20 protein-coding genes are annotated in these 22,189 nt (G+C 70.0%); 8 read left to right on the forward strand and 12 right to left on the reverse strand.

Translation table 11 applies throughout. The features are described 5' to 3' along the window. Positions 1 to 95: 95 nt before the first annotated feature. The 3 genes from ACZ6MZ_RS03620 to ACZ6MZ_RS03630 all read right to left on the reverse strand — a co-directional run bounded on the left by ACZ6MZ_RS03620 (position 96) and on the right by ACZ6MZ_RS03630 (position 3,478). Positions 96 to 1,544 (reverse strand): glutamate decarboxylase, encoded by a 1,449-nt coding sequence (locus ACZ6MZ_RS03620; protein ID WP_384179725.1) that lies wholly within the window; start codon positions 1,542 to 1,544, stop codon positions 96 to 98. 201 nt (positions 1,545 to 1,745) lie between these two features. Further along, complete coding sequence (locus ACZ6MZ_RS03625) at positions 1,746 to 3,020, reverse strand: ion channel protein (RefSeq protein WP_469349573.1); 1,275 nt, start codon at positions 3,018 to 3,020, stop codon at positions 1,746 to 1,748. Between the two features lie 92 nt (positions 3,021 to 3,112). After that, a complete protein-coding gene (locus ACZ6MZ_RS03630) occupies positions 3,113 to 3,478 on the reverse strand; it encodes a YbjQ family protein (RefSeq protein ID WP_384179729.1) in 366 nt (121 codons plus the stop codon). A 174-nt stretch (positions 3,479 to 3,652) separates the two neighbouring features. Between ACZ6MZ_RS03630 and ACZ6MZ_RS03635 the strand changes: the two genes are divergently transcribed. Then, complete coding sequence (locus ACZ6MZ_RS03635; RefSeq protein WP_386877359.1) at positions 3,653 to 4,372, forward strand: DedA family protein; 720 nt, start codon at positions 3,653 to 3,655, stop codon at positions 4,370 to 4,372. Between the two features lie 34 nt (positions 4,373 to 4,406). Here the strand turns inward: ACZ6MZ_RS03635 and ACZ6MZ_RS03640 are convergent, their stop codons facing one another. Then, entirely contained in the window at positions 4,407 to 6,095 is a 1,689-nt protein-coding gene (locus ACZ6MZ_RS03640) for a threonine/serine exporter family protein (RefSeq protein WP_469349648.1), read from the reverse strand. Positions 6,096 to 6,299: 204 nt separating this feature from the next. Continuing rightward, on the reverse strand, positions 6,300 to 6,794 hold the full coding sequence (locus ACZ6MZ_RS03645; RefSeq protein ID WP_003968257.1) for an inorganic diphosphatase: 495 nt from the start codon (positions 6,792 to 6,794) through the stop codon (positions 6,300 to 6,302). Positions 6,795 to 6,968: 174 nt separating this feature from the next. On the opposite strand from ACZ6MZ_RS03645, the gene dacB reads away from it, so the two are divergent. The 6 genes from dacB (at position 6,969) to folE (ending at position 14,422) form a co-directional block, all read left to right on the forward strand. After that, positions 6,969 to 8,348: a D-alanyl-D-alanine carboxypeptidase/D-alanyl-D-alanine endopeptidase gene (dacB, locus tag ACZ6MZ_RS03650; RefSeq protein WP_469349574.1), complete on the forward strand. Its 1,380-nt coding sequence runs from the start codon at positions 6,969 to 6,971 to the stop codon at positions 8,346 to 8,348. Between the two features lie 146 nt (positions 8,349 to 8,494). Beyond that, positions 8,495 to 9,625, forward strand: coding sequence for a zinc-dependent metalloprotease (locus ACZ6MZ_RS03655; RefSeq protein ID WP_384179737.1), 1,131 nt, complete (start codon positions 8,495 to 8,497; stop codon positions 9,623 to 9,625). 187 nt (positions 9,626 to 9,812) lie between these two features. Beyond that, the gene (tilS, locus tag ACZ6MZ_RS03660) at positions 9,813 to 10,829 is read left to right on the forward strand and encodes a tRNA lysidine(34) synthetase TilS (protein WP_469349577.1); all 1,017 of its coding nucleotides are present in this window, start codon (positions 9,813 to 9,815) and stop codon (positions 10,827 to 10,829) included. A gap of 73 nt (positions 10,830 to 10,902) precedes the next feature. Next, a complete protein-coding gene (gene hpt, locus ACZ6MZ_RS03665; RefSeq protein WP_384179741.1) occupies positions 10,903 to 11,463 on the forward strand; it encodes a hypoxanthine phosphoribosyltransferase in 561 nt (186 codons plus the stop codon). A 210-nt stretch (positions 11,464 to 11,673) separates the two neighbouring features. Further along, positions 11,674 to 13,704, forward strand: coding sequence for an ATP-dependent zinc metalloprotease FtsH (ftsH, locus tag ACZ6MZ_RS03670; RefSeq protein WP_384179743.1), 2,031 nt, complete (start codon positions 11,674 to 11,676; stop codon positions 13,702 to 13,704). Between the two features lie 112 nt (positions 13,705 to 13,816). Next, complete coding sequence (gene folE / locus ACZ6MZ_RS03675; RefSeq protein WP_389782965.1) at positions 13,817 to 14,422, forward strand: GTP cyclohydrolase I FolE; 606 nt, start codon at positions 13,817 to 13,819, stop codon at positions 14,420 to 14,422. A 298-nt stretch (positions 14,423 to 14,720) separates the two neighbouring features. On the opposite strand, the gene ACZ6MZ_RS03680 is transcribed toward folE, so the two are convergent. The 6 genes from ACZ6MZ_RS03680 to ACZ6MZ_RS03705 all read right to left on the reverse strand — a co-directional run bounded on the left by ACZ6MZ_RS03680 (position 14,721) and on the right by ACZ6MZ_RS03705 (position 19,728). Beyond that, entirely contained in the window at positions 14,721 to 15,215 is a 495-nt protein-coding gene (locus ACZ6MZ_RS03680; protein WP_389782963.1) for a DUF3180 domain-containing protein, read from the reverse strand. A gap of 95 nt (positions 15,216 to 15,310) precedes the next feature. Continuing rightward, positions 15,311 to 15,925, reverse strand: a complete 615-nt coding sequence (gene folK, locus ACZ6MZ_RS03685) for a 2-amino-4-hydroxy-6-hydroxymethyldihydropteridine diphosphokinase (RefSeq protein WP_469349580.1) — start codon at positions 15,923 to 15,925, stop codon at positions 15,311 to 15,313. Next, positions 15,922 to 16,281, reverse strand: coding sequence for a dihydroneopterin aldolase (gene folB, locus ACZ6MZ_RS03690; RefSeq protein WP_383914293.1), 360 nt, complete (start codon positions 16,279 to 16,281; stop codon positions 15,922 to 15,924). The genes folK and folB overlap by 4 nt, the downstream gene beginning before the upstream one ends. A gap of 191 nt (positions 16,282 to 16,472) precedes the next feature. Beyond that, positions 16,473 to 16,931 (reverse strand): nuclear transport factor 2 family protein, encoded by a 459-nt coding sequence (locus ACZ6MZ_RS03695; RefSeq protein ID WP_384179751.1) that lies wholly within the window; start codon positions 16,929 to 16,931, stop codon positions 16,473 to 16,475. Next, positions 16,928 to 17,788 carry a dihydropteroate synthase gene (gene folP / locus ACZ6MZ_RS03700; RefSeq protein ID WP_384179753.1) on the reverse strand — a complete coding sequence of 287 codons (861 nt, stop codon included), beginning with the start codon at positions 17,786 to 17,788 and terminating at the stop codon, positions 16,928 to 16,930. The genes ACZ6MZ_RS03695 and folP overlap by 4 nt, the downstream gene beginning before the upstream one ends. A 44-nt stretch (positions 17,789 to 17,832) precedes the next feature. Beyond that, the gene (locus ACZ6MZ_RS03705) at positions 17,833 to 19,728 is read right to left on the reverse strand and encodes a phosphatidylglycerol lysyltransferase domain-containing protein (RefSeq protein WP_469349584.1); all 1,896 of its coding nucleotides are present in this window, start codon (positions 19,726 to 19,728) and stop codon (positions 17,833 to 17,835) included. Positions 19,729 to 19,875: 147 nt separating this feature from the next. Between ACZ6MZ_RS03705 and ACZ6MZ_RS03710 the strand changes: the two genes are divergently transcribed. Further along, positions 19,876 to 20,988 (forward strand): alpha/beta hydrolase, encoded by a 1,113-nt coding sequence (locus tag ACZ6MZ_RS03710; protein WP_389782951.1) that lies wholly within the window; start codon positions 19,876 to 19,878, stop codon positions 20,986 to 20,988. Here the strand turns inward: ACZ6MZ_RS03710 and ACZ6MZ_RS03715 are convergent. Continuing rightward, the gene (locus ACZ6MZ_RS03715; RefSeq protein ID WP_384179759.1) at positions 20,981 to 22,147 is read right to left on the reverse strand and encodes an ABC transporter ATP-binding protein; all 1,167 of its coding nucleotides are present in this window, start codon (positions 22,145 to 22,147) and stop codon (positions 20,981 to 20,983) included. The two genes, ACZ6MZ_RS03710 and ACZ6MZ_RS03715, sit on opposite strands and share 8 nt — an antisense overlap. Positions 22,148 to 22,189 lie beyond the last annotated feature (42 nt).

Below are 22,189 nucleotides of genomic sequence, written 5' to 3' on the forward strand. Positions count from 1 at the left end.
TTCAGGAGAGCGCGTATTCAGTACAGCGCGGATCGGGGGAGCGGATGAGCAGGGACGGGTTCGGGGACGGGTATGGGCGGGGCGCGACGGCGCTCTCAGTGGTGGAAGGCCGTGGCGATCGACCTGTCGCGGTCCAGCGGATGGGCCTGGCGCCGCAGCTCCGGCAGCACCAGCTCCAGGTCGGTCACCAGCAGCGCGGCCAGGTCGGCCGAGAAGCCGTTGCGGCAGACCACCCGCAGGACGGACAGATCCTCGCGGTTGGCGGGGAAGGTGTACGCGGGCACCAGCCAGCCGTGCTCGCGCAGCCGGCGCGAGACGTCGAAGACGTCGAAGCTCTTCAGGCCGGGGGCGGTGGTGAAGGCGAACACGGGCAGCTCGTCGCCCCGGGTCAGGAGCCGGAAGTCGCCCATCGCCTCGATCCGTCCCGCCAGCTTCATGGCGATGTCCCGCGCCGTCTGCTGGACGGCCCGGTAGCCGTCCCTGCCCAGCCGCAGGAAGGTGTAGTACTGCGCGACCACCTGCGCGCCCGGCCGGGAGAAGTTCAGCGCGAACGTGGGCATGTCGCCGCCCAGGTAGTTCACGCGGAAGACCAGCTCCTCGGGGAGCTCGGCGGGCGAGCGCCACAGCGCCCAGCCGACGCCCGGGTAGACCAGCCCGTATTTGTGCCCGGAGGTGTTGATGGAGGAGACGCGCGGGAGCCGGAAGTCCCAGACCAGATCCTCGTCGAGGAAGGGAGCGACCATGGCCCCCGACGCCCCGTCGACATGGACGGGGATGTCGAGGCCCGTGCGTTCCTGGACGGCGTCCAGCGCCGCGCACAGCTCGGCGACCGGTTCGTACGAGCCGTCGAAGGTGGAGCCGAGCACGGCCACGACCCCGATGGTGTTCTCGTCGCAGAGTTCGGCGGCGGCCTGCGGGTCGAGATGGAAGCGGTCACCCTCCATGGGCACCGTCCGGGCCTCGACCTCCCAGAAGGCGCAGAACTTCTCCCAGCAGACCTGGACGTTGATGCCCATGACGAGATTCGGCCGGGCGGTCGCCGGATAGCGCGACGCGTTGCGCAGGGCCCAGCGGCGCTTGAGCGCCATTCCGGCGAGCATGCAGGCCTCGCTGGACCCGGTGGTCGAGCAGCCCACGGTCGTCGTCGGGTCGGGGGCGTTCCAGAGGTCGGCGAGCATCGCCACACAGCGCCGCTCCAGCTCGGCGGTGCGCGGGTACTCATCCTTGTCGATCATGTTCTTGTCCCGGCACTCGCCCATCAGCACCCCGGCCTGCGGCTCCATCCAGGTGGTGACGAAAGTGGCGAGGTTGAGGCGGGAGTTGCCGTCGAGCATCAGCTCGTCATGGACCAGCTGATATGCCGTCGCGGGCGGGATGGGGCCGTCGGGGAGCCGCTGTGTGGGCGGGGCGGAGTTCATCTCGCCGACCGGATCGGCCTCCCCGTAGAAGGGGTTGAGTGAGAGTCGGCGCAGCTCGGCCTGGTCGTTCGGGGACGCGTCGGCCGGCCCGCCCGCTCTGCGGTCCCCGCCTCGGTGGAGTGGCATCGGCTTCCCTGTCTTCCGTCGGTGCGCGTCGGACACGACCCGCTCCGCCTTCAGTGACGGGTCTTCGGTCAGCGACGGGTCTTCGGGTCTTCCGGCGACGACGATACGGACAAATGCGGCGTTCGGCTCGCCGGGCGGGAGAGGGGGAGCAAGCGGTGCTGTGCCGGTCCGGCGTGGGTGGGACGGCTGTTCGGCGCGGCTTCAGCGCAGGGAGGTGCCGTCCTGGTGAAGCTGCATCTGGGGGCGGCCGGTGACGAGCAGCCAGGCCGGGAGCGCGGCCACACAGAGCAGAGGGAGGACATTCACGTCGGCGGCCAGGACCGCCGCCGTGAACAGACTGAGCCAGCCCTGCCGGGTGAGGGCGAGCAGGACGCCGAGCACCCCGCAGACCACCCCCAGGGTGGGCTGGACGGCCGGGACGAGCGCGTGGGCGCACAGTCCGAGGGCGACCCCGACGAAGACGGCCGGGAAGATCCGCCCGCCCCGGAACCCGCAGGCCGCCGCGGTCGTCATCGCGGCCAGCTTCACCACCGTCATCAGCGCGAACGACCCGGCCGACCAGCCGTCAGGATCGGCGGCCAGCGTCTTCACCTGGTCCAGTCCCTTGAAGAGGGTCAGCTGCCCGCCGAGCGTCCCGAGCAGGCCGAGCACCAGCCCGCCCGCGGTCAGGGCCAGGACGGGATGCCCGATGCGCCGGAAGAGGGCGTGCGCGTACGGGAACGCGTATACGGCGGCCATGCCCAGGGCCGCCGCGACCGGGGCGATCACCAGTGCCGCGAGGAGATCGCCCCAGCTGTTGCCCGGGTACGGCGGCAGGTCGAGATCGAAGGTCGGGTGGTCGAGCAGCACCGTGGTGAGGGAGCCCGCGCCGGCCGCGATCAACGGGCCGAACAGCTTGTCCCAGAGCGAGCCGGGGCCCGGTCTGGTGGCAAGGGTCTCGGAGAGGACCAGCGCGGCGGCCACGGGCGTTCCGAATAGCGCCCCGATCGTGCCCGCGGCGGCGAGCGCGACCCAGAGCGCGGCCGGGACGGTGGGCGCCACCTTGCGGCCGAGCCAGTAGGCGAGCGCGATATTGGACGCGGTGATCGGATTCTCCGGGCCGAGGCTCACCCCGCCGGCCAGCGCCAGTCCGGTGACCACCAGCAGCCCCGGTACCACCCCGGCGGGCATCGGCTCGTCGACCAGTCCGGTGGTGGCCGGATCCGGACCCGCGTGTCCGTGCACCTGGCGTACGACGATCCCCACCGCCAGCCCGGTGGCCGTGAGCATGACGATCACCCAGAGCGAGGAGTAGGCACCGATGCCGAGGGCGCCGGGCAGTGTCTTCCAGAGCACGTCCTCGAGCTCGTCCGCGACGGTGCTCACCCCTACGAGCACGAGGGCCGCGGCGACTCCGACCGCCAGGGAGGGCGCGACCAGGGGCAGCAGTGCGCGCGCCGAGAGGGAGGAAGCGGCGGACGGAGGGTCGGTGGCCACGCACTCACCGTAACCGTACAAAAGCGGCACAGGAGTCCGGCGCCGGACCCCCGCCGGGAGTGATCAGGGCCGGCGCCGTCCGCCGCGGCGCGCTACAGCTCGCTGATCACGACGGCCGTGCCGTACGCGCACACTTCCGTCCCCACGTCGGCCGCCTCCGTGACATCGAAGCGCATCATCAGCACGGCGTTGGCGCCGCGTGAGCGCGCCTGCTCGACGAGGCGGCCCATCGCCTGGTTGCGGGTCTCCACGAGCGTCTTCGTGAGCCCCTTGAGCTCGCCGCCGATCATCGACTTCAGCCCGGCGCCGATCTGGCTGCCCAGATGCCGTGAGCGGACCGTGAGACCGAACACCTCGCCGATCACTTTCTGCACCTGATGACCGGGCACGTCGTTCGTCGTGACGACCAGGATGTCGGCCCCGGACCGCTGTCCGCCGCCGTAATCGTCGATGCTCATCTGTGTCCGCCTTCCTCGAAGCCCTTGTGGCCACAGCTTTATGCCGCTATGTCCGAAGTGCATTTCGGGGGGCCGGGTGGAACCTGGAGGAGCGGGCAGGCGTTGATAGCTTGTGCGCGGCCGACCACGCCGAATCGACGATCGACCGACTAATGACACAGGAGTCCGGAACCCGTGACCACCCTTGCACTCGGCCCCAGCTGGCTGGACCCGGACTATCTGATCGGAACCTTCGGGCTGATCGGTGTCCTGGTCATCGTCTTCGCCGAGTCCGGCCTTCTCATCGGCTTCTTCCTGCCGGGTGACTCGCTGCTCTTCACCACCGGGCTGCTGGTGACGTCCGGCACCCTGGACACCCCGCTGTGGCTCGTCTGCACCCTGGTGGTGATCGCGGCGATCGTCGGCGACCAGGTCGGCTATCTCTTCGGCCGGAAGGTCGGCCCGTCCCTCTTCAAGCGCCCGGACTCCAAGCTCTTCAAGCAGGAGAATGTCGAGAAGGCGCACGAGTTCTTCGAGAAGTACGGCCCCAAGTCGCTGGTCCTGGCGCGCTTCGTGCCCGTCGTCCGGACGTTCACGCCGATCATCGCCGGTGTGAGCCGGATGAACTACCGCTCGTTCATCATCTTCAACGTCATCGGCGGCACGCTCTGGGGCGCGGGTGTCACGCTGCTGGGGGCCGCGCTCGGCAAGATCGAGTTCGTGCACAAGAACATCGAGATGATCCTGATCGCCATCGTGGTGCTCTCGGTGCTGCCGATCGTGATCGAGTTCATGCGGGCCCGCTCCAAGTCCAAGAAGGCCGGGCGGACGGGCGGCGGCGGTTCCGGTGCGGCCACCACGGAGGACCCGGGCACCCCCGGTACCGGCTCGCGTGGCCGCCACGCCAAGCGCTGAGCCGGGCGAAGCCAGGGTCTAGGTCGGACACGGCCTAGAAGCCGCGCGTCCGCTTGGCCGCGCGGCGGCTCGATGCCCGTCCCGCCCCGGGCACCTTCAGGAACAGCCGGGAGATCTCCCCTCCGAGGTTCACCCCGACGGCGATGGCCAGCGCCAGTGCCGCCGCCTTGGAGAGCGACGCGAGCCCGCGGTCCAGGTTGTTCTGCGCGATGCCCAGCAGTCCGAAGTAGGTCGCGGAGCCCGGCAGCAGCGGCCCGATCGCCGCGGTGACATAGGGCAGCGCGGAGGCGAACTGGTAGCGCGAGAAGAGCTGCCCGAACAGTCCCACCAGGCCGGCCGCGACCGCCGTCGCGGCCACCGGCGAGATGTCGCCCGTGTCGTGCAGCGCCGCGTAGACGACCCACGCGATGCCGCCGTTGAGGGACACCATCAGCACGGTCGAACGTTCCTGCTGGAGCAGGATCGCGAAGGAGAAACTCAGCACCACCGACGCGAGGATCTGCACCACCGGCCGTTCGGCCGTGTGCAGCGCCGCGTCCGGGTTCAGCGGGGCGTCCAGCTGAACCCCCAGGTAGAGCACGATCAGCACACCGGTGACGATCGCGATGAAGAAGTACATGACTTCGAGCAGCCGCGCCGACGCGGTGATGTAGTAGCCCGTCAGACCGTCCTGCACCCCCGCCACCAGGGCCCGTCCCGGCAGCAGCGCGAAGAGCCCACCGGTGATCACGGCCGAGGGCCTGCCCTCCCATTCCACGGACGAGCTCAGGAGTGTCAGCGCCACCCCCATCCCGGCGGGCGGCATCGCGGCCACCACGAACTGGTAGAACTCCGGCAGACCGCGGCCCGCGCACAGCCAGGCCAGCCGGTCGCCGAGCATCGCGCCGAGCGCCGCGGCCACGAACACCAGCAGACCACCACCGACCAGTACGGACGCGGCGCCGGCCAGCAGCCCGCTCGACGCGGTCAGCGCCCATCCGGGGTACGGGTGCCGGTTACGGCGGATCTCGGCGAGCCGCCGGTACGCCTCCTCCAGCGTGACGTCCGTGTCCTCGGTGGTGATGTCGTCGATGAGCGTGTAGACGGCGGACAGCCGGGTGTAGTCGGTGCCCCGCCTGCGTACCGTCCGACTGGCCGTCACCGGGTCGTCCACCAGTGAGGGCTGATGGGAGATCGACAGCAGGGTGAAGGTCACGGTCGGCTCGCAGCGGTCCAGTCCGTACGCGCGGCTGACCGCGAACATCGCGGCCTCGACGTCCTCCGCGCCCTCGCCGCCGGCCAGCAGCAGTTCACCGATACGCAGCGTCAGGTCCAGCACGCGGGGCACGGCGGGCCCTTGGTCGTCGTGGCGCTGCACCGTCTCCGGTACGGGGCGCTCGGCGGCCGGCATCCGCAGCAGGGTGCGCATCCGGTCCTGCCAGGGCGCCTCCTTGCTCAGCCTGACCATGGGGATGCCGTGCGCGGGAGTGAAGGCGGGCGGCGCGTGCCGGCCGCCGTAGGACCCCGCCTTGCCACCGGGAAGGCGCCCCGGCAGATCGAAGGCCGAGCCCTCGGGCTCGGCCGCCGCCTCCGTACTCAGCCCGTCGGGAAGCGCGAACTCCGACGTCGGGTGGTCTTCTTCGGGAACCAGCGGCTGCTCCACCCCGTGCGGCGGAGTGAAGGCGCTGTGCGCCTCGTCCGACGGAGGCTTTCGGTCCTCAGGACCGTCCGGCTCGGCCACCACTGTCCACGCCCTCACTCCCTGTCGTATGCGCCGCCGTTCCGTCGTCCCGGCTGTCCCGCGGCCCTCTGGTCTTCGTTCCCGCTCCGCGTCTGCCCAGTATGGGCACGGACATGAGCGGCGGCACGCGAACGGGCGGCGCACCCCGAGGGGTACGCCGCCCGTCGTCCGTCCGGCTGTCCGCCGGTCACACGGAGGAGTGCGCGGTCAGTGCGCGCCGCCCTGCGCCTCGAGCCGCTTGTACGAGGCCTCGATCTCGGCCTCGGCCTCGGCGCGGCCGACCCAGTCGGCGCCCTCGACGGACTTGCCGGGCTCCAGGTCCTTGTAGACCTCGAAGAAGTGCTGGATCTCCAGGCGGTCGAACTCCGAGACGTGGTGGATGTCGCGCAGGTGCTCCACCCGGGGGTCGGACGCCGGTACGCACAGCAGCTTGTCGTCGCCGCCGGCCTCGTCGGTCATCCGGAACATGCCGATGGCACGGCACTTGATGAGGCAGCCCGGGAAGGTCGGCTCGTCCAGGATGACCAGCGCGTCCAGCGGGTCGCCGTCCTCGCCCAGGGTGTTCTCCACGAAGCCGTAGTCGGCCGGGTAGCTGGTCGAGGTGAAGAGACGACGGTCAAGTCGGATCCGACCGGTCTCGTGGTCCACCTCGTACTTGTTCCGCGAACCCTTAGGGATCTCGATGGTGACGTCGAACTCCACGGGTGGCTCCTCCATGATCAACACATAGGTCGGTGGTGCTGCGTCCCCACGGAGGAGGGCTCCCGGACCCCGCCTGACAGGCGGCTATGTGGCCGGGGTGCCATGCTCGCGGCAAGGCGCAGTGATTAAGTGTCCCCCACGCAGCTGTGTGATCGCGAAAGGGGCTGGTCAGCCGTGCTTGAGCCGAAAGTGTGGCAGCTCACGGCGGGTTCCGTCGTTGTCGGCCTGACGCTCGCCGCCGTCGCGGTGGCCGCGGCCGGCCCCTGGGACTCCGGTCAGCGTAAGGCCGAGCGGGAGTGGGCGGTGGCCCAGAGCCGTACGGGTGGCGCAGATCACGGCGCGACCGGCTCCCGTACTCCGGCGCCCGCTCCCAGCGCCGCCGGGGTGCTCGCCGCGCTCGGCACCTCCGTCGCCGGCCCCGCGGACCTCAAGGAGAAACTCGGACCGCTGCTGGACGACCCCGCGCTCGGACGGACGCGTACGGCGTCGGTCGTCGATGTCGCGACCGGCGAGCGGCTGTACGGGAGGGGCGAGGGCACCGCCATGACCCCGGCCTCCACCGTCAAGATCGCGACGATGGCCGCCGCGCTCTCCGCGCTCGGCCCCGACCACCGCATCGCCACCACGGTCGTGGCCACCCCTGACGGACGAAGACTCACCCTGGTCGGCGGCGGGGACGCCACGCTCGACAGGTCGGGGCTGCGGGCCCTGGCCGACGACACCGCCCGCGCGCTGCGCGACCGCGGAGTCACCACGGTCGCGGTCGGCTACGACATCTCCCTCTATTCGGGCCCCCGTGACCACCCCATCGGCGCCAACGACAACATCGCCCCCGTCACCGCCCTGATGGCCGGGCAGAGCCGTCTCGACAAGTCCACGAGCGGGCCCGCGCCGCGTGGCGGCGATCCGGCGGGCGCCGCCGCCCAGGCCTTCGTCGCGCTGTTGGGGGACCGCGGTATCAAGACCTCCGCGGCCCCCGCGGCGGGCAAGCCCGCCAAGGGCTCCAAGCCCCTCGCGAGGACCTTCTCCAAGCCCCTGTCCGCCCTGGTCGAACGGGCGCTGACCGAGAGCGACAACGACATCGCGGAGTCCCTGGCCCGCCAGACGGCTATCGCGGCGGGCGAGCCCGCGAGCTTCGCCGGCGCGGGACGGGCCGTCAGCGCCCAGCTCAAGAAGCTCGAACTGCCGGTCAACGGGGCGCGTTTCGCCGACGGCAGCGGCCTCAACCGGCAGGACAGGGTCAGCGCGTCCCTGCTCACCGCCCTGCTGACCCGCGCCGCCGACCCGGCCCACCCGGAGCTGCGCCCCGTCCTCACCGGCCTGCCGGTCGCCGGATTCAGCGGCACCCTCCAGAGCCGGTACGCGGACGCCGCGCCCGCCGCCGGACTCGTCCGGGCGAAGACCGGCACGCTCACCGGCGTGAACACGCTGGCCGGCACGGTGGTCGACGGGGAAGGCCGACTGCTGGCCTTCGCCTTCATGGCGGGCTCCACCCCGGCCCCCGAAGCCGCTCAGCACGCCCTGGACCGGCTTTCCGCCGCCCTGGTCCCCTGACGGCGCAACCTGATCCGGGACCGGTGTCCCGGCCGGTCCCGCGGCCTGATTCCGGGCCGTATCCCAGCCCCAAGGGGACGGGATACGGGAAGAACCGGCCCCTCGACAACTCTCCGTACCCCGGTCCGACCACGTACGGTTGACGCATGACGAGCATCGGTGGTGCCGAGATGGTCGACTGGAATCTCGCGGTGGCGACCGCGACCCGCCTCGTGCGGCCCGGGCCAGAAGTGACCCGCGACGAGGCGCGCGAGATCGTCGCCGAGCTGCGGCGGCATGCCAGGGCCTCGGAGGAGCACGTCCGCGCGTACACGCGGCTGATCCCCGAGGGCCATGAGCCCCCGGACACCCCCGTCCTGGTCGTCGACCGGGCCGGCTGGGTGAAGGCGAATGTCGCCGGATTCCGCGAACTGCTCAAGCCGCTGTTCGAGAAGATGCAGGAACGCCGCTCGGCCACCCCCGGCGGCGCCGTGCTCGGCGCGGTCGGCGGCAAGGTGACCGGCGTGGAGCTGGGCATGCTGCTGTCCTTCATGGCGTCCCGGGTGCTCGGCCAGTACGAGACGTTCGCTCCCGCCACCCGCGATCTCCCGGCGTCCGCGGCCGGCGGCGGCCGGCTCCTCCTCGTCGCCCCCAACATCGTCCATGTCGAACGTGAACTGGACGTCGATCCCCACGACTTCAGGCTCTGGGTCGCGCTCCACGAGGAGACCCACCGCACGCAGTTCACCGGCGTGCCCTGGCTGCGGGACCATCTGCAGGGCGAGATCCAGTCATTCCTGGACGAGACCGAGGTCGACCCGATGACCGTTCTCGAACGGCTCCGCGAGGCCGCCCAGTCGCTCGCGGGCGGCCGCCCCGAGGGCGAGGAGGACGACGGCGGCCGGAGCATCGTCGAGCTGGTGCAGACCCCCGGCCAGCGCGAGATCCTCAGCCGGCTCACCGCCGTGATGTCCCTGCTCGAAGGCCACGCCGACTATGTGATGGACGGCGTCGGGCCGCAGGTCGTGCCGACCGTCGCCGAGATCCGGGAGAAGTTCCAGCAGCGCAGGGCCCGCGGCGCCAGCCGTCTCGACCAGGCGCTGCGCAAGCTGCTCGGGCTGGACGCCAAGCTGCGCCAGTACCGGGACGGGGAGCGGTTCGTACGGGCCGTGGTCCAGGACGTCGGCATGGACGGCTTCAACCGGGTCTGGACCTCGCCGAACACCCTCCCCACCAAGGCGGAGATCGCCCAGCCGGCGGACTGGATCGCGAGGGTGCACCGTAAGGCAGATTCCTGAGCTTGATCAGGTTCACCGGAGAAGATCGGCTCAGGTATCACCCATCCGAGGGACCGTGAGTAAGGGATAGGCGTGCAATGCTCGGTTAATGGCTCGGTTCTGTCACCATCGACGCACTCTGAGTGACGCTCCCCGTCCTGACACCGACCGAGGCACCCCCCAAAAAACATCACGAAGGGCACCGGATATGGGTCCCCATCCTGCGGTCGCGGCGATACGCCTGGCGGTCCGCCGCGTACTCCACGACGTCCTGACCGACCGCTCCGACACCTCCCCGGCCGGCGCCGGGGGCCGGCCGATCGTGCTGGTCGCCTGCTCCGGCGGCGCCGACTCCATGGCGCTCGCGTCCGCCCTCGCCTTCGAGGCCCCCAAACTCTCCGTCCGGGCCGGTGCCGTCACCGTCGATCACGGTCTTCAAGACGGCTCCGACATCCGTGCCGCCGAAGTCGTCGCCCGGCTCGGCGCCATGCGGCTCGAACCCGTCGAATCCGTCGCCGTGACCGTCGGCCGCGAAGGCGGGCCGGAAGCCGCCGCGCGGGAAGCCCGCTACGCCGCCCTCGACTCCGCGGCGGAGCGGCATCGCGCCGCCGCCGTCCTGCTCGGCCACACCCGGGACGACCAGGCCGAGACCGTGCTGCTCGGTCTCGCGCGCGGCTCGGGCACCCGCTCCCTGTCCGGAATGGCGGCCGTCTCGGGGGCGGCCGGCCGTTATCGCCGTCCCTTCCTCCAACTCGACCGGCAGACCGCCCGCAAGGCCTGCCTGGTCCAGTCGATCCCGGTCTGGGACGACCCCCACAACGCCGATCCCGCGTACACCCGCTCGCGGCTGCGTCATGAGGGTCTGCCCGCCCTGGAGAAGGCGCTCGGCAAGGGCGTCGTCGAGGCCCTGGCCCGTACGGCGCAGCTCTCCCGTGACGACGCCGACGCCCTGGACACCTGGGCCGCCGACGCGGAGCTCTCCGTACGGGACGAGGCGGGACAGCTGGAATGCGCCAAGCTCTACGCGCTGCCGCCCGCCGTCCGCCGCCGGGTGCTGCGCCGCGCGGCCATTTCCGCGGGCGCCCCCGCGGGTTCGCTGTTCGCCCGGCACATCGAAGAGGTCGACCGCCTGATCACGGGCTGGCGCGGCCAGGGAGCCATCAACCTGCCCGGCCGCGTGGAGGCCAGGAGGCAGGGTGGCAGACTGGTCATCCGGCAGGGCTGAAGCGCTGGTCTCAAGCACTACGGCTGTGTCTCCAGGGCCGCAAGCCCCTGACCCCTGGCCGACAACGAAAGTGATGCGGGTGGACGACAAGGACATGGGCAGCGACCTTCAGTCGGTGCTCATTACCAAGGAAGAGATCGACGCGAAGCTGGCCGATCTGGCCGCGAAGATCGACGCGGAGTACGCAGGCAAGGATCTGCTTCTCGTCGGGGTTCTCAAGGGCGCTGTGATGGTGATGGCGGACCTGGCGCGGGCCCTGTCCACCCCCGTGACGATGGACTGGATGGCCGTCTCCTCGTACGGGGCGGGCACCCAGTCCTCCGGTGTGGTCCGGATTCTCAAGGACCTGGACACCGACATCAAGGGCAAGCACGTCCTGATCGTCGAGGACATCATCGACTCGGGTCTGACGCTGTCGTGGCTGCTGTCCAACCTCGGTTCGAGGGAGCCGGCCTCGCTCGAGGTCTGCACTCTGCTCCGTAAGCCGGATGCCGCAAAGGTCGCGATCGACGTCAAATGGATCGGCTTCGACATTCCCAATGAGTTTGTCGTCGGATATGGCCTGGATTACTCAGAGAAGTACCGGAACATGCCTTTTGTCGGGACGCTCGCACCGCACGTCTACGGCGGCTGAGGCCCCGCGCGACGGCGAAGCATCGGGAAAGGCTTCGCCGTTGCCGGGAACCACCGCCCCACTTCCGGCGTTGGAGCATGGGAAGACGGGTTCCCGCCCGTCCCGTGCCATCGCACGTGACAATGCTGGGGTACCGTCCGAAGAACAGTCTTTTCTCACAGCAGCATTTACCTACGGGCAGGAGGGACGGGGCGAACTCGCTCCGTATGGATGGACGTGAAGCGATACTTCCGTGGGCCGGTCATGTGGATCGTGCTGGCCGTCCTCGCCGTGGTCGTGTTGATGCAGGTCGTCGGCTCGTCGGGCGGCTACAAGACGGTGGACACCGGTCAAGTTGTCCAGGCGATCGACAAGAACCAGGCCGAGCAGGTCAAGCTGACCACCGGCGACGAACAGATCATCAAGGTCGACCTCAAGGGCGGCCAGAAGATCAATGGCAGTGACAAGATCCAGGCCAGCTACATCGGTGACCAAGGCGCCAGCCTGGCCTCGACGCTGCAGACCAAGTTCCAGAACGGCGACATCACCAAGGGCTACACGGTCTCGCCGTCGAAGCAGAGCCCGTTCGTCTCGGTGCTGCTCTCGCTGCTGCCCTTCGTCCTGATCATCGTGGTCTTCCTGTTCCTGATGAATCAGATGCAGGGCGGCGGCTCCCGCGTCATGCAGTTCGGGAAGTCCAAGGCCAAGCTCATCACCAAGGACACCCCCAAGACGACCTTCTCCGATGTGGCGGGGTCCGACGAGGCGGTCGAGGAGCTCCACGAGATCAAGGAGTTCCTCCAGGAGCCGGCGAAGTTCCAGGCCGTCGGCGCCAAGATCCCGAAGGGCGTGCTGCTCTACGGCCCGCCCGGTACGGGCAAGACGCTGCTCGCCCGCGCTGTCGCGGGTGAGGCCGGCGTCCCGTTCTACTCGATCTCCGGTTCCGACTTCGTCGAGATGTTCGTCGGCGTCGGTGCCTCCCGGGTGCGTGACCTCTTCGAGCAGGCCAAGGCGAACGCCCCGGCGATCGTCTTCGTCGACGAGATCGACGCCGTCGGCCGGCACCGCGGTGCGGGTCTCGGCGGTGGCCACGACGAGCGCGAGCAGACGCTGAATCAGCTGCTCGTCGAGATGGACGGCTTCGACGTGAAGGGCGGCGTCATTCTGATCGCCGCCACGAACCGGCCCGACATCCTCGACCCGGCGCTGCTGCGCCCGGGCCGCTTCGACCGGCAGATCGCCGTCGACCGTCCGGACATGCAGGGACGGCTGGAGATCCTCAAGGTCCACCAGAAGGGCAAGCCGGTCGCCCCGGACGTCGACCTGGGCGCGGTCGCCCGTCGTACGCCCGGCTTCACCGGCGCGGATCTGGCGAACGTGCTGAACGAAGCGGCGCTCCTGACGGCGCGCGGCGACAAGAAGCTGGTCGACAACCACGCCCTGGACGAGGCGATCGACCGCGTCGTGGCGGGCCCGCAGAAGCGGACCCGGATCATGTCCGAGAAGGAAAAGAAGATCACCGCGTATCACGAGGGCGGACACGCCCTGGTCGCGGCGGCGTCTCCGAACTCCGACCCGGTCCACAAGATCACGATCCTGTCGCGCGGCCGGGCCCTGGGCTACACCATGGTCCTGCCCGACGAGGACAAGTACTCGACCACGCGCAACGAGATGCTCGACCAGCTGGCCTACATGCTGGGCGGGCGCGCGGCCGAGGAGCTGGTCTTCCACGACCCGACCACGGGTGCGGCCAACGACATCGAGAAGGCCACGGCCACGGCCCGGGCGATGGTCACGCAGTACGGCATGACCGAGCGGCTCGGGGCGATCAAGTTCGGCGGGGACAACACCGAGCCGTTCGTGGGCCGTGAGATGGGCCATCAGCGCGACTACTCGGAAGAGGTCGCCGCGCTGGTCGACGAAGAGGTCAAGAAGCTCATCGAGACCGCGCACAACGAGGCCTGGGAGATCCTCGTCGAGAACCGCGACGTTCTCGACAACCTGGTTCTCGCGCTCCTGGAGAAGGAGACGCTCAACAAGGAGCAGATCGCCGAGGTCTTCTCGACGATCGTCAAGCGTCCGTCCCGTCCGGCCTGGACCGGCTCCTCGCGTCGTACGCCTTCGACGCGGCCGCCGGTGCTCTCGCCCAAGGAACTGGCGCTGACCAATGGCGCGATCGGTTCGAACAACGGCGGGCTGCCCGCCGGGACGACCGGTGACACGCCTACCGAGGCGGTTCCCGAGGACCGTCCCGAGAGCTGATCCCGGGCGCCTCATCCGGCCCGGAATGGATGCCGCGCTTCCCAGGTTTTAGCCTGTGGGAGCGCGGCATTCGTATGCCCGCCCACAAGGACGGCACAGGAACGAGGCACACATGACCGACCCGGTGACGCTGGACGGGGAGACCCAGGTCCGCGAATTCGATGAGAAGCGGGCCGAGAATGCGGTGCGTGAGCTGCTGATCGCGGTCGGGGAGGACCCGGACCGCGAAGGTCTGCTGGCGACTCCTGGCCGGGTGGCGCGTGCGTACAGGGAGATCTTCGCGGGGCTGTGGCAGAACCCCCAGGACGTGCTGACGACAACGTTCGATCTCGGCCATGACGAGATGGTCATGGTGAAGGACATCGAAGTCACCAGTACCTGTGAACATCATCTGGTGCCGTTCGTCGGGGTGGCGCATGTCGGCTACATCCCGTCGTCGGACGGGAAGATCACCGGACTGTCGAAGCTGGCCCGCCTCGTGGACGTCTATGCCCGCCGCCCCCAGGTCCAGGAGCGGCTGACGACCCAGGTCGCCGACTCCCTGATGGAGATCCTGGAGCCGCGCGGTGTCATCGTCGTCATCGAGTGCGAGCACTTGTGCATGTCGATGCGCGGGGTACGCAAGCCGGGGGCGAAGACGATCACCTCGGCGGTGCGCGGGCAGTTGCGCAACGCCACGACCCGCGCCGAGGCGATGAGTCTGATACTGGCTCGCTAGGCCCTGTCCGGTCGATCTTCGCGGGCCCGCGACGCCCGGCACGGCACCTCGCCGTGTTGTCGGAGTCGTCCAAGTACGTCCAGTACGACGACGATCCTCCGCCTTGCGATGCTCCCCCGTAGCCTGAACGGCACGGGAGGTACCCCCTCCACCGGACGCCGCGGGCTGATCCACGAAGATCGACCGGATAGGACCTAGCCGCGCGGGATACGCGGACGGCCGTCACTCAGGTGACGGCCGTCGCGGCATATGAGGTGCCGGCCTGTGAGGTCGTGAACGTGGTGGTGCGGGCGGTCAGTCAGACGGGCCCGGCCGGGGCGGTGCCGTCCTTGTCGTCGTCCGGGCCTTCCGGGAGCTTGCACACCCGCTCCAGGAAGAAGGCCGCGACGATCACCGCGATGCCGGCCAGCACGGAGAAGCCCGCGTAGATGGCCTGGTCGCGGCGGGCGGGCATGTCGAGGGAGCCGAGCAGAAAGACGCCCGTCCCGCCGTACATACCGGAGACGAGGGCCGCGACCAGCGCGCTGGCCTGGCCGAAGACCACCGCGCGGGCCGCCATCAGCGGATCCACGCCCTTCGCGTCCTGGCGCCGCTCCCGCTGGGCCCGGAGCCGCGAGCGGAGCGAGAGCGCGGTGGCGGTGAGCACCACGGCGATCACCACGAGCACGATGGGCGCGGCGAGCGGCACGCTCGGCAGCGTGCCCACCGCGTCCCAGAGACGGGCGCCGGCCCACGAAAGCACACCAGCCACCACAAACAGGCCGGCCAGGACGCCGATCCGCAACTGCTTCACCGAGAAAGCCGCCCTTCGCCTCGCTGTACTCACCCGCGCCGTACCGTCCTGCCGTCGTACAGATCCACGCGGTGCCGGTCCGCAGAGCCTAACGACTACTCGGGCAGGCGAAGTTCCAGGTCGGCCCGGGGCTGGACGCCGCCCCGGCCGACATCCGCCAGCAGCTCGGCGACGCGGCCGTGGCCCGGGACCTGGGCCTCCGGCTCCACGTCATGCCAGGGAGCGAGCACGAAGGCGCGCTGATGGGCCCGGGGATGAGGAAGGGTGAGCAGCGGGTCGTCCGAGACGACGTCCGCGTACGCCAGGATGTCCACGTCGATGGTGCGCGGCCCCCAGCGCTCGTCGCGGACCCGGTCGAAGGCCTCCTCGATGGCCTGTCCGCGCTCCAGCAGCGAGGACGGCGGCAGGGTTGTCTTGATCACGACCACCGCGTTGAAGTACGACGGCTGGGAGCCGGGCTCGACGCCCCAGGGCTCCGTCTCGTACACCGGAGAGACCGCTTTGACACGCAGGCCCGGGGTGTCCTCCAGGGCATCGATGGCGCCCTGGATCGTCTCCAGCCGGTTGCCGAGATTGGAACCGAGGGAGACCACGGCCTGTTTCGGGTTGGACAGCGTGATATCCGCCGCGTCCACCTGCGCGACCACGGAGGCGGGCACCGGCTGTACGGTCGGGTCGCTCTGCGACCCGTCTGTAGAAAACACAGTCATACTCGGCTCCGGGTGATGGTGATGGTCACGTCGTCGAACGGCACGGTGATCGGGGCATCGGGCTTGTGGACGATCACCTCGACCTCCTCGACGCCGTCGTGCTTCAGGCACCGCTGGGCGATCCGCTCGGCGAGCGTCTCGATCAGGTCGACCGGCTCTCCCTGGACGACCTCCACGACCTCCTCGGCCACGATCCCGTAGTGCACGGTCTTCGCCAGGTCGTCGTCGGCAGCCGCGGGGCGGGTATCGAGGCCGAGCACCAGATCCACGATGAAGGTCTGGCCCTCTTCGCGCTCCCGGGGGAAGACGCCATGGTGCCCACGGGCCTTGAGGCCGCGCAGCGCGACACGATCCACGCGAATCACTCCTGCTGTCGTTGGTCGTCAGGGCACCCAGCCGCGTGCGGGCGGCACGGTGCCCTCACTCGAATCTACCCGCGGGCACCGACACTGCTCTCCTGTGGGGCCTGTGGACAGGGTGCCGCACGACTGGTGACCCCCCCTACCCGCAGGTCTCACGAAGCAATCCACAAGGGCGGTTTACCCACTCATGCGGGTGTGTCGTCGTCCGGTTCCTCATCGGTTTCGGCCAGAACGGGTGAACCGTGGTGCGACCACATCTTCCAGCCCTCGGCGGTCCGCCGGAACACATTGGTGGCGACGACGAGCTGGCCGACGAGCGGTCCCAGCTCGCCGCTCTCCTCGGCCGGGCCGCCGCTGAGGATGTTCTCGGTGCAGGTCACCAGCGCGGTGTCGGCGGAGACGGCCACCACCACATCGGTGAGGAAGAACTGGATGTACTCCGTGTTCGCCATGATCAGGGCGTACGAACGCAGGACCTCGCCGCGGCCGGTGAGCACGGGCCAGCCCGGGTGGACACAGGAGATCCCGTCGTCGTCGCCGTCCAGCCAGAGCCCGGACAGCGAATCGAAGTCGCCGCTCTCCATCGCCTCGTAGAACGTGGTGTTGGCCAGCTCGACCTGCTCATTGTCCGTACGCGCGGTCACTGGGCGCCCTCGACCGCGCGCGCCACGCGGACCGCGTCCGCCGTGGCCCGTACCTCATGGACCCGGACCGCCCAGGCGCCCTGGTGGGCGGCGATGGCGGAGACCGCAGCGCTGGCCGCGTCGCGTTCGCGGGCGGGCGGCGGGGGGCCGTCGCCTTTCGAGAGGACATGGCCGAGGAACCGCTTGCGGGAGGCGGCGACCAGCAGTGGACGGCCCAGGGCGCGCAGCTCGGCGAGGTGCGCGAGGAGCTTCAGGTCGTGCTCGGCCTGCTTGGCGAAGCCGAGGCCGGGGTCGATGACCAGGCGGTCGGGGGTGATTCCGCCCGCGATCACCGCTTCCATCCGCTCACGCAGCTCGGCGACGACCTCCGCGACGACGTCCGTGTAGACCGCGCGGCTGTTCATCTCCTGACTGAAGCCGCGCCAGTGCATCACCACGAAGGGCACCCGGGCGGCGGCGACCGTGGGCACCATGGCCGGATCGGCGAGGCCGCCGCTGACGTCGTTGACCAGGACGGCGCCGGCCGCGACCGCCTGCTCGGCGACGGAGGCGCGCATGGTGTCGACGGAGACGGTGACGCCTTCGGCCGCCAGGCCGCGTACGACAGGGACGACCCGCCTCAGTTCCTCGTCCTCGTCGACCCGGGAGGCGCCCGGCCGGGTCGACTCACCGCCGACATCGACCAGGTCCGCACCGGCGGTGACCAGATCGAGGCCGCGCTTGACGGCGGAGGTGGTGTCGAACCAGCGGCCGCCGTCGGAGAAGGAATCGGGCGTCACATTGATGACGCCCATGACCGCACAGCGGTCCCACTCCGGCAGCCCCTCGACCGTGCCTCGTCCGCGCAACGTACTCATACGCCCCACCCTAGGTCCTGTCACGGTCCCTGACCGGGCAAGCCCTACGCCGTGCGGACCTCGCGGTCGGCCGTGGCGCGGACGCCGTGCGCGCACGGGCGGGGGCGGCGGCCCCGGGCCAGGCGGCGCAGGGGGCGGGGCAGGGACATCGTGACGAAGCCCTCCGCCTGCATCGCGGCGAAGCCGATCCGGGGTAGCTCCCCGGTGCTGCGGAAGACCACGTAACGCGGCTCCCAGCGTGGCTGGAACTTGGCGTTGAAGCGGTACAGCGACTCGATCTGGAACCAGCGGGAGAGAAAGACCAGCAGGCCTCGCCAGCCGCGCAGCACCGGGCCCGCGCCCAGGCGTTCACCCCGGGCGAGCGCCGAGCGGAACATCGCGAAGTTGAGGGAGACCCGCTCCACCCCCAGCCCGGACGCGGCCCGCAGCGCGGCGACGATCAGCAGTTCGTTCATACCGGGGTCGGCGGACCGGTCGCGGCGCATCAGATCCAGGGACATGCCGTGCGCCCCCCACGGAACGAAGTGAAGGACGGCCTTCAGGTCGCCGTAGGGGCCGGGCGCGTCCTCGCCGGGCTTGTGGGCGGTGGCGATCACCGAGTCGCCGTCGGCCGGATCGCCGATCCGGCCGAGGGCCATGGAGAAGCCACGTTCGGTGCTGGTGCCGCGCCAGTCGGCGGCGGCGCGGCGGATCCGTTCCAGCTCGCCGTCGGAGAGGTCACGGACGCGCCGTACCCGCGTTTCGTAGCCGGCGCGCTCGATGCGCTTCACCATCTGGCGTACGTTCCGCATGGCGCGTCCGTGCAGGGAGAAATCCGGCACATCCACCACCGCTTCGTCCCCCAGCTCCAGCGCGTCGAGGCCGGTCTCGCGGTTCCAGACCTGGCCGCCGGTCTCGCTGCAGCCCATCACGGCGGGTGTCCAGGAGTGGGCCTTGGCCTCGTCCATGAAGCGTTCGATGGCCCCGGGCCAGGCCTCGACATCGCCGATGGGGTCGCCGCTGGCGAGCATCACCCCGGAGATGACGCGGTAACAGACGGCCGCCTTGCCGCTGGGGGAGAAGACGACGCCCTTGTCGCGGCGGAGCGCGAAGTGCCCGAGGGAGTCACGGCCGCCGTGGAGCGCGAGCAGGGCGCGCAGCCGTCGCTCGTCCTCCTCGGTGAGGCGGGCGGCCGGGTGTTCGGGGCGGAAGGCGAGATAGCTGGTGGTGAGCGCGGTGAGCAGTCCGAGCGCGCCGAGGGAGTAGCCGACGGTGCCGGCCACGCTGCCGCTGTAGCTGACGGGGCCCGTGAAACCGAAGAGTCCGTACAGCACATGTTCGAGCCGGTCGGTCAGGCCGGGGCTGCCGATGGTCCGGTGCGGGTGGGCGCTCACGATGATCAGGCCGAGACCGATGGATCCCGCGCCCATCAGGACGAAGTTCGCCAGCGCCTTCCAGCGGCTGCGGGGGTCGGGCAGGGCCGCGAACTCCCCGCGGTGACGCAGTAGGAGGGCGAGCAGCGCGACCGGGAGGACGGCGCCGAGGAGCGAGTGCCGGTAACCGAACTGCGCCACCGCGCCCACGGGCAGCAGGAAGACGGCGGCGCGCCAGGCCCGGCGCTTACGACGTTTGAGGCCATGGGCGAGCAGCAGCAGGAGGACGCCGGCGCTCAGCGAGAGCGCGGCGGCGAAGGGGCCGAGTGCGCCCGGCAGCACTTCGGCGAAGCTGTGCATCCTGCTGTGCCGGAAGCGCGGGAAGACGCCGGCGGCGATGTCGATCAGGCCGATGAGGGTGCAGGCGGTACCGACCAGAGCGGGTACGGATGCGGGGCGGGGCCCGTGGAACAGACGCTGGAGGCCATGGAGCAGACGGCGTGTCAGCCGGATCGGAGGTATCCCCGGGGACCGCCCCGCCCGATCAGGAACCGATACCGATTTATCCCCATCTAGCGTCACAGACATCGCTTCCCGTGGCTCTGTGAGAGATCGTGGTGCCCATGCCCGCTTCTTCTCCGCGGCGCCGGACATTTTGCGACCTCTAGGACGGGGCTTTGGGGGAGCGGGTTCCTCCGCGTCCAGGAAAATCTCATAGGAGAAAGCTCGGTCGACATGGGTCTTACCAGCCGCAAAGTCCTGGCCTTGGCCGTCCTGCTGGCCGTCCTGCTGTTCGTGGCCACCGTCTGGCTCTGGCCACGGCTGTCGCCGCGCACCCCGCGTGCCGTGCTCGGCCGGGTCGGGCTGCTGTTCGCCACCCAACTGGCGGTATTCGCCGCGGTCGGTCTCGCCGCCAACCACTCCTTCCTCTTCTACGGTTCCTGGGCGGACCTCCTCGGCAGGCAGCAGGATCTGGGCGCGGTCCTCGACCACTCGGCCGGCGGCAGGCAGCTGACGGTCGTGGAGAAGCAGTCGCCGCCCGTGCCGGGCGGTTCACAGCCCATGGCGGGCGGGCAGATCCACAAGATCGCGGTGGGCGGTGAGAAGTCGGGGATCGACAGCTCGGCCCTCGTCTATCTGCCGCCCGAGTACTTCCGGCCGCAATACGCGCGCAAGACCTTCCCGGCGGCCGTCGTGCTCACCGGCTATCCGGGCACGGCGGAAAACCTGATCACCGGACTGCAGTATCCGAAGACGGCCTGGCAGCTGGCCAGGGACGGCAAGATGCAGCCGATGATCCTGGTGATGCTGCGGCCCACCGTGGCGCCGCCGCGGGACACCGAATGCGTGGACATCCCCGACGGCCCGCAGACGGAGACCTTCTTCGCCAAGGATCTGCCCACGGCGGTGTCACAGACCTACCGGGTCGGGACCGCACCGCGGAACTGGGGTTTCATCGGCAACTCCACCGGCGGTTACTGCGCGCTGAAGATCGCCCTGCACCATCCCGAGCGGTTCTCGGCGGGCGCCGGGCTCTCCGCGTACTACAAGGCCGCCGTCGACCCGACCACCGGTGACCTCTTCCACGGCGACCAGCAGCTGCGCAACCGGGCCGACCTGCTGTGGAGCCTGGACCACCTGCCCCAGGGCGCGTCGTCCCTCCTCGTGACCAGCTCCAAGAAGGGCGAGGGGAACCTGAAGGCCACGCGGAAGTTCATCGGCAAGGTCAGGGCGCCCGCACGGGTGTCGTCGATCATCCTCGACAGCGGCGGGCACAACTTCAACACCTGGCGGCGGGAGGTCGCGCCGGTGCTGGAGTGGATGGGCGGACGGCTCAGCCCTAACTGACCTTGCTGATGGTCTCCAGCTCCACTTCGGTACGGGGGATGGCCTGGGCGTCCGCGTCGATCGACCGGCGCAGCGCCTCGTGCAGCCGGGCGGGGGTGAGGACCCCCAGGAACCGTCCCGTCTCCTCCTTGTCGATGACCGCGATCCAGCCCGCGTCGTGCTGGAGCATCGTGGCGAACGCCTGCTTGAGCGAGGCGCCGACGGGCAGCCACGCCTCCATCCGGCGGGCGTGCTCCCGCACCGTCCCCGACGCACCGGTCTGCTCGGTCGAGATCCAGCCGTGCAGATTGTCGTCGGAGTCCAGGACGACGGCCCAGCGCGCGCCCTCCTCGGCGAGCTTGGCCGCGGCGCGGCGCAGCGGGTCGTCGAGATGGAGGACGGGCGGCTGCTCCAGATCGCCCTCCTCGATGGGGGTGACGGAGAGGCGCTTGAGACCGCGGTCGGCACCGACGAAGTCCGCGACGTACGGGGTGGCGGGCGTGCCGAGCACGGCGGCCGGGGCGTCGAACTGCTCGATCCTGCCCTGCCCGTAGACGGCGATACGGTCGCCGAGACGGACGGCCTCCTCGATGTCGTGCGTGACGAAGAGCACGGTCTTGCGGACCGCCGCCTGGAGCTTGAGGAACTCGCTCTGCAGGTGGTCACGTACGACGGGGTCGACCGCGCCGAACGGCTCGTCCATCAGCAGGACCGGCGGGTCGGCCGCCAGGGCACGGGCCACGCCGACGCGCTGGCGCTGGCCGCCGGAGAGCTGCTCGGGGTAGCGGTCGCCGTAGACGGACGGGTCGAGGCCGACCAGGTCGAGGAGTTCGGCGGCGCGCTCACGGCCCTTGGCACGCTTCCAGCCGAGGAGATGCGGGACGGTCGCGGTGTTCTCCAGGACCGTTTTGTGCGGGAACAGGCCGACCTGCTGGATGACATAGCCGATACGGCGCCGGAGTTCGACGGGGTCGATGGCGGAAATGTCGTCCCCGTCGAGGAATATCCGCCCCTCGGTCGGCTCGATGAGGCGGTTGACCATTTTCATGGTGGTGGTCTTGCCGCAGCCGGAGGGTCCGACGAGCGTGACCAGCTCGCCCTGGGAGACCTCGAAGGACAGGTCGTCGACAGCGGTCGTGCCGTCCGGGTACCGCTTGGTGACGTGCTCGAATCGGATCATGGTTCCCCATTGTGCGGCGTGTTGTGTGAAGGCCATGTTGCT

The sequence above is a fragment of the Streptomyces sp. NPDC042201 genome (assembly GCF_055582185.1).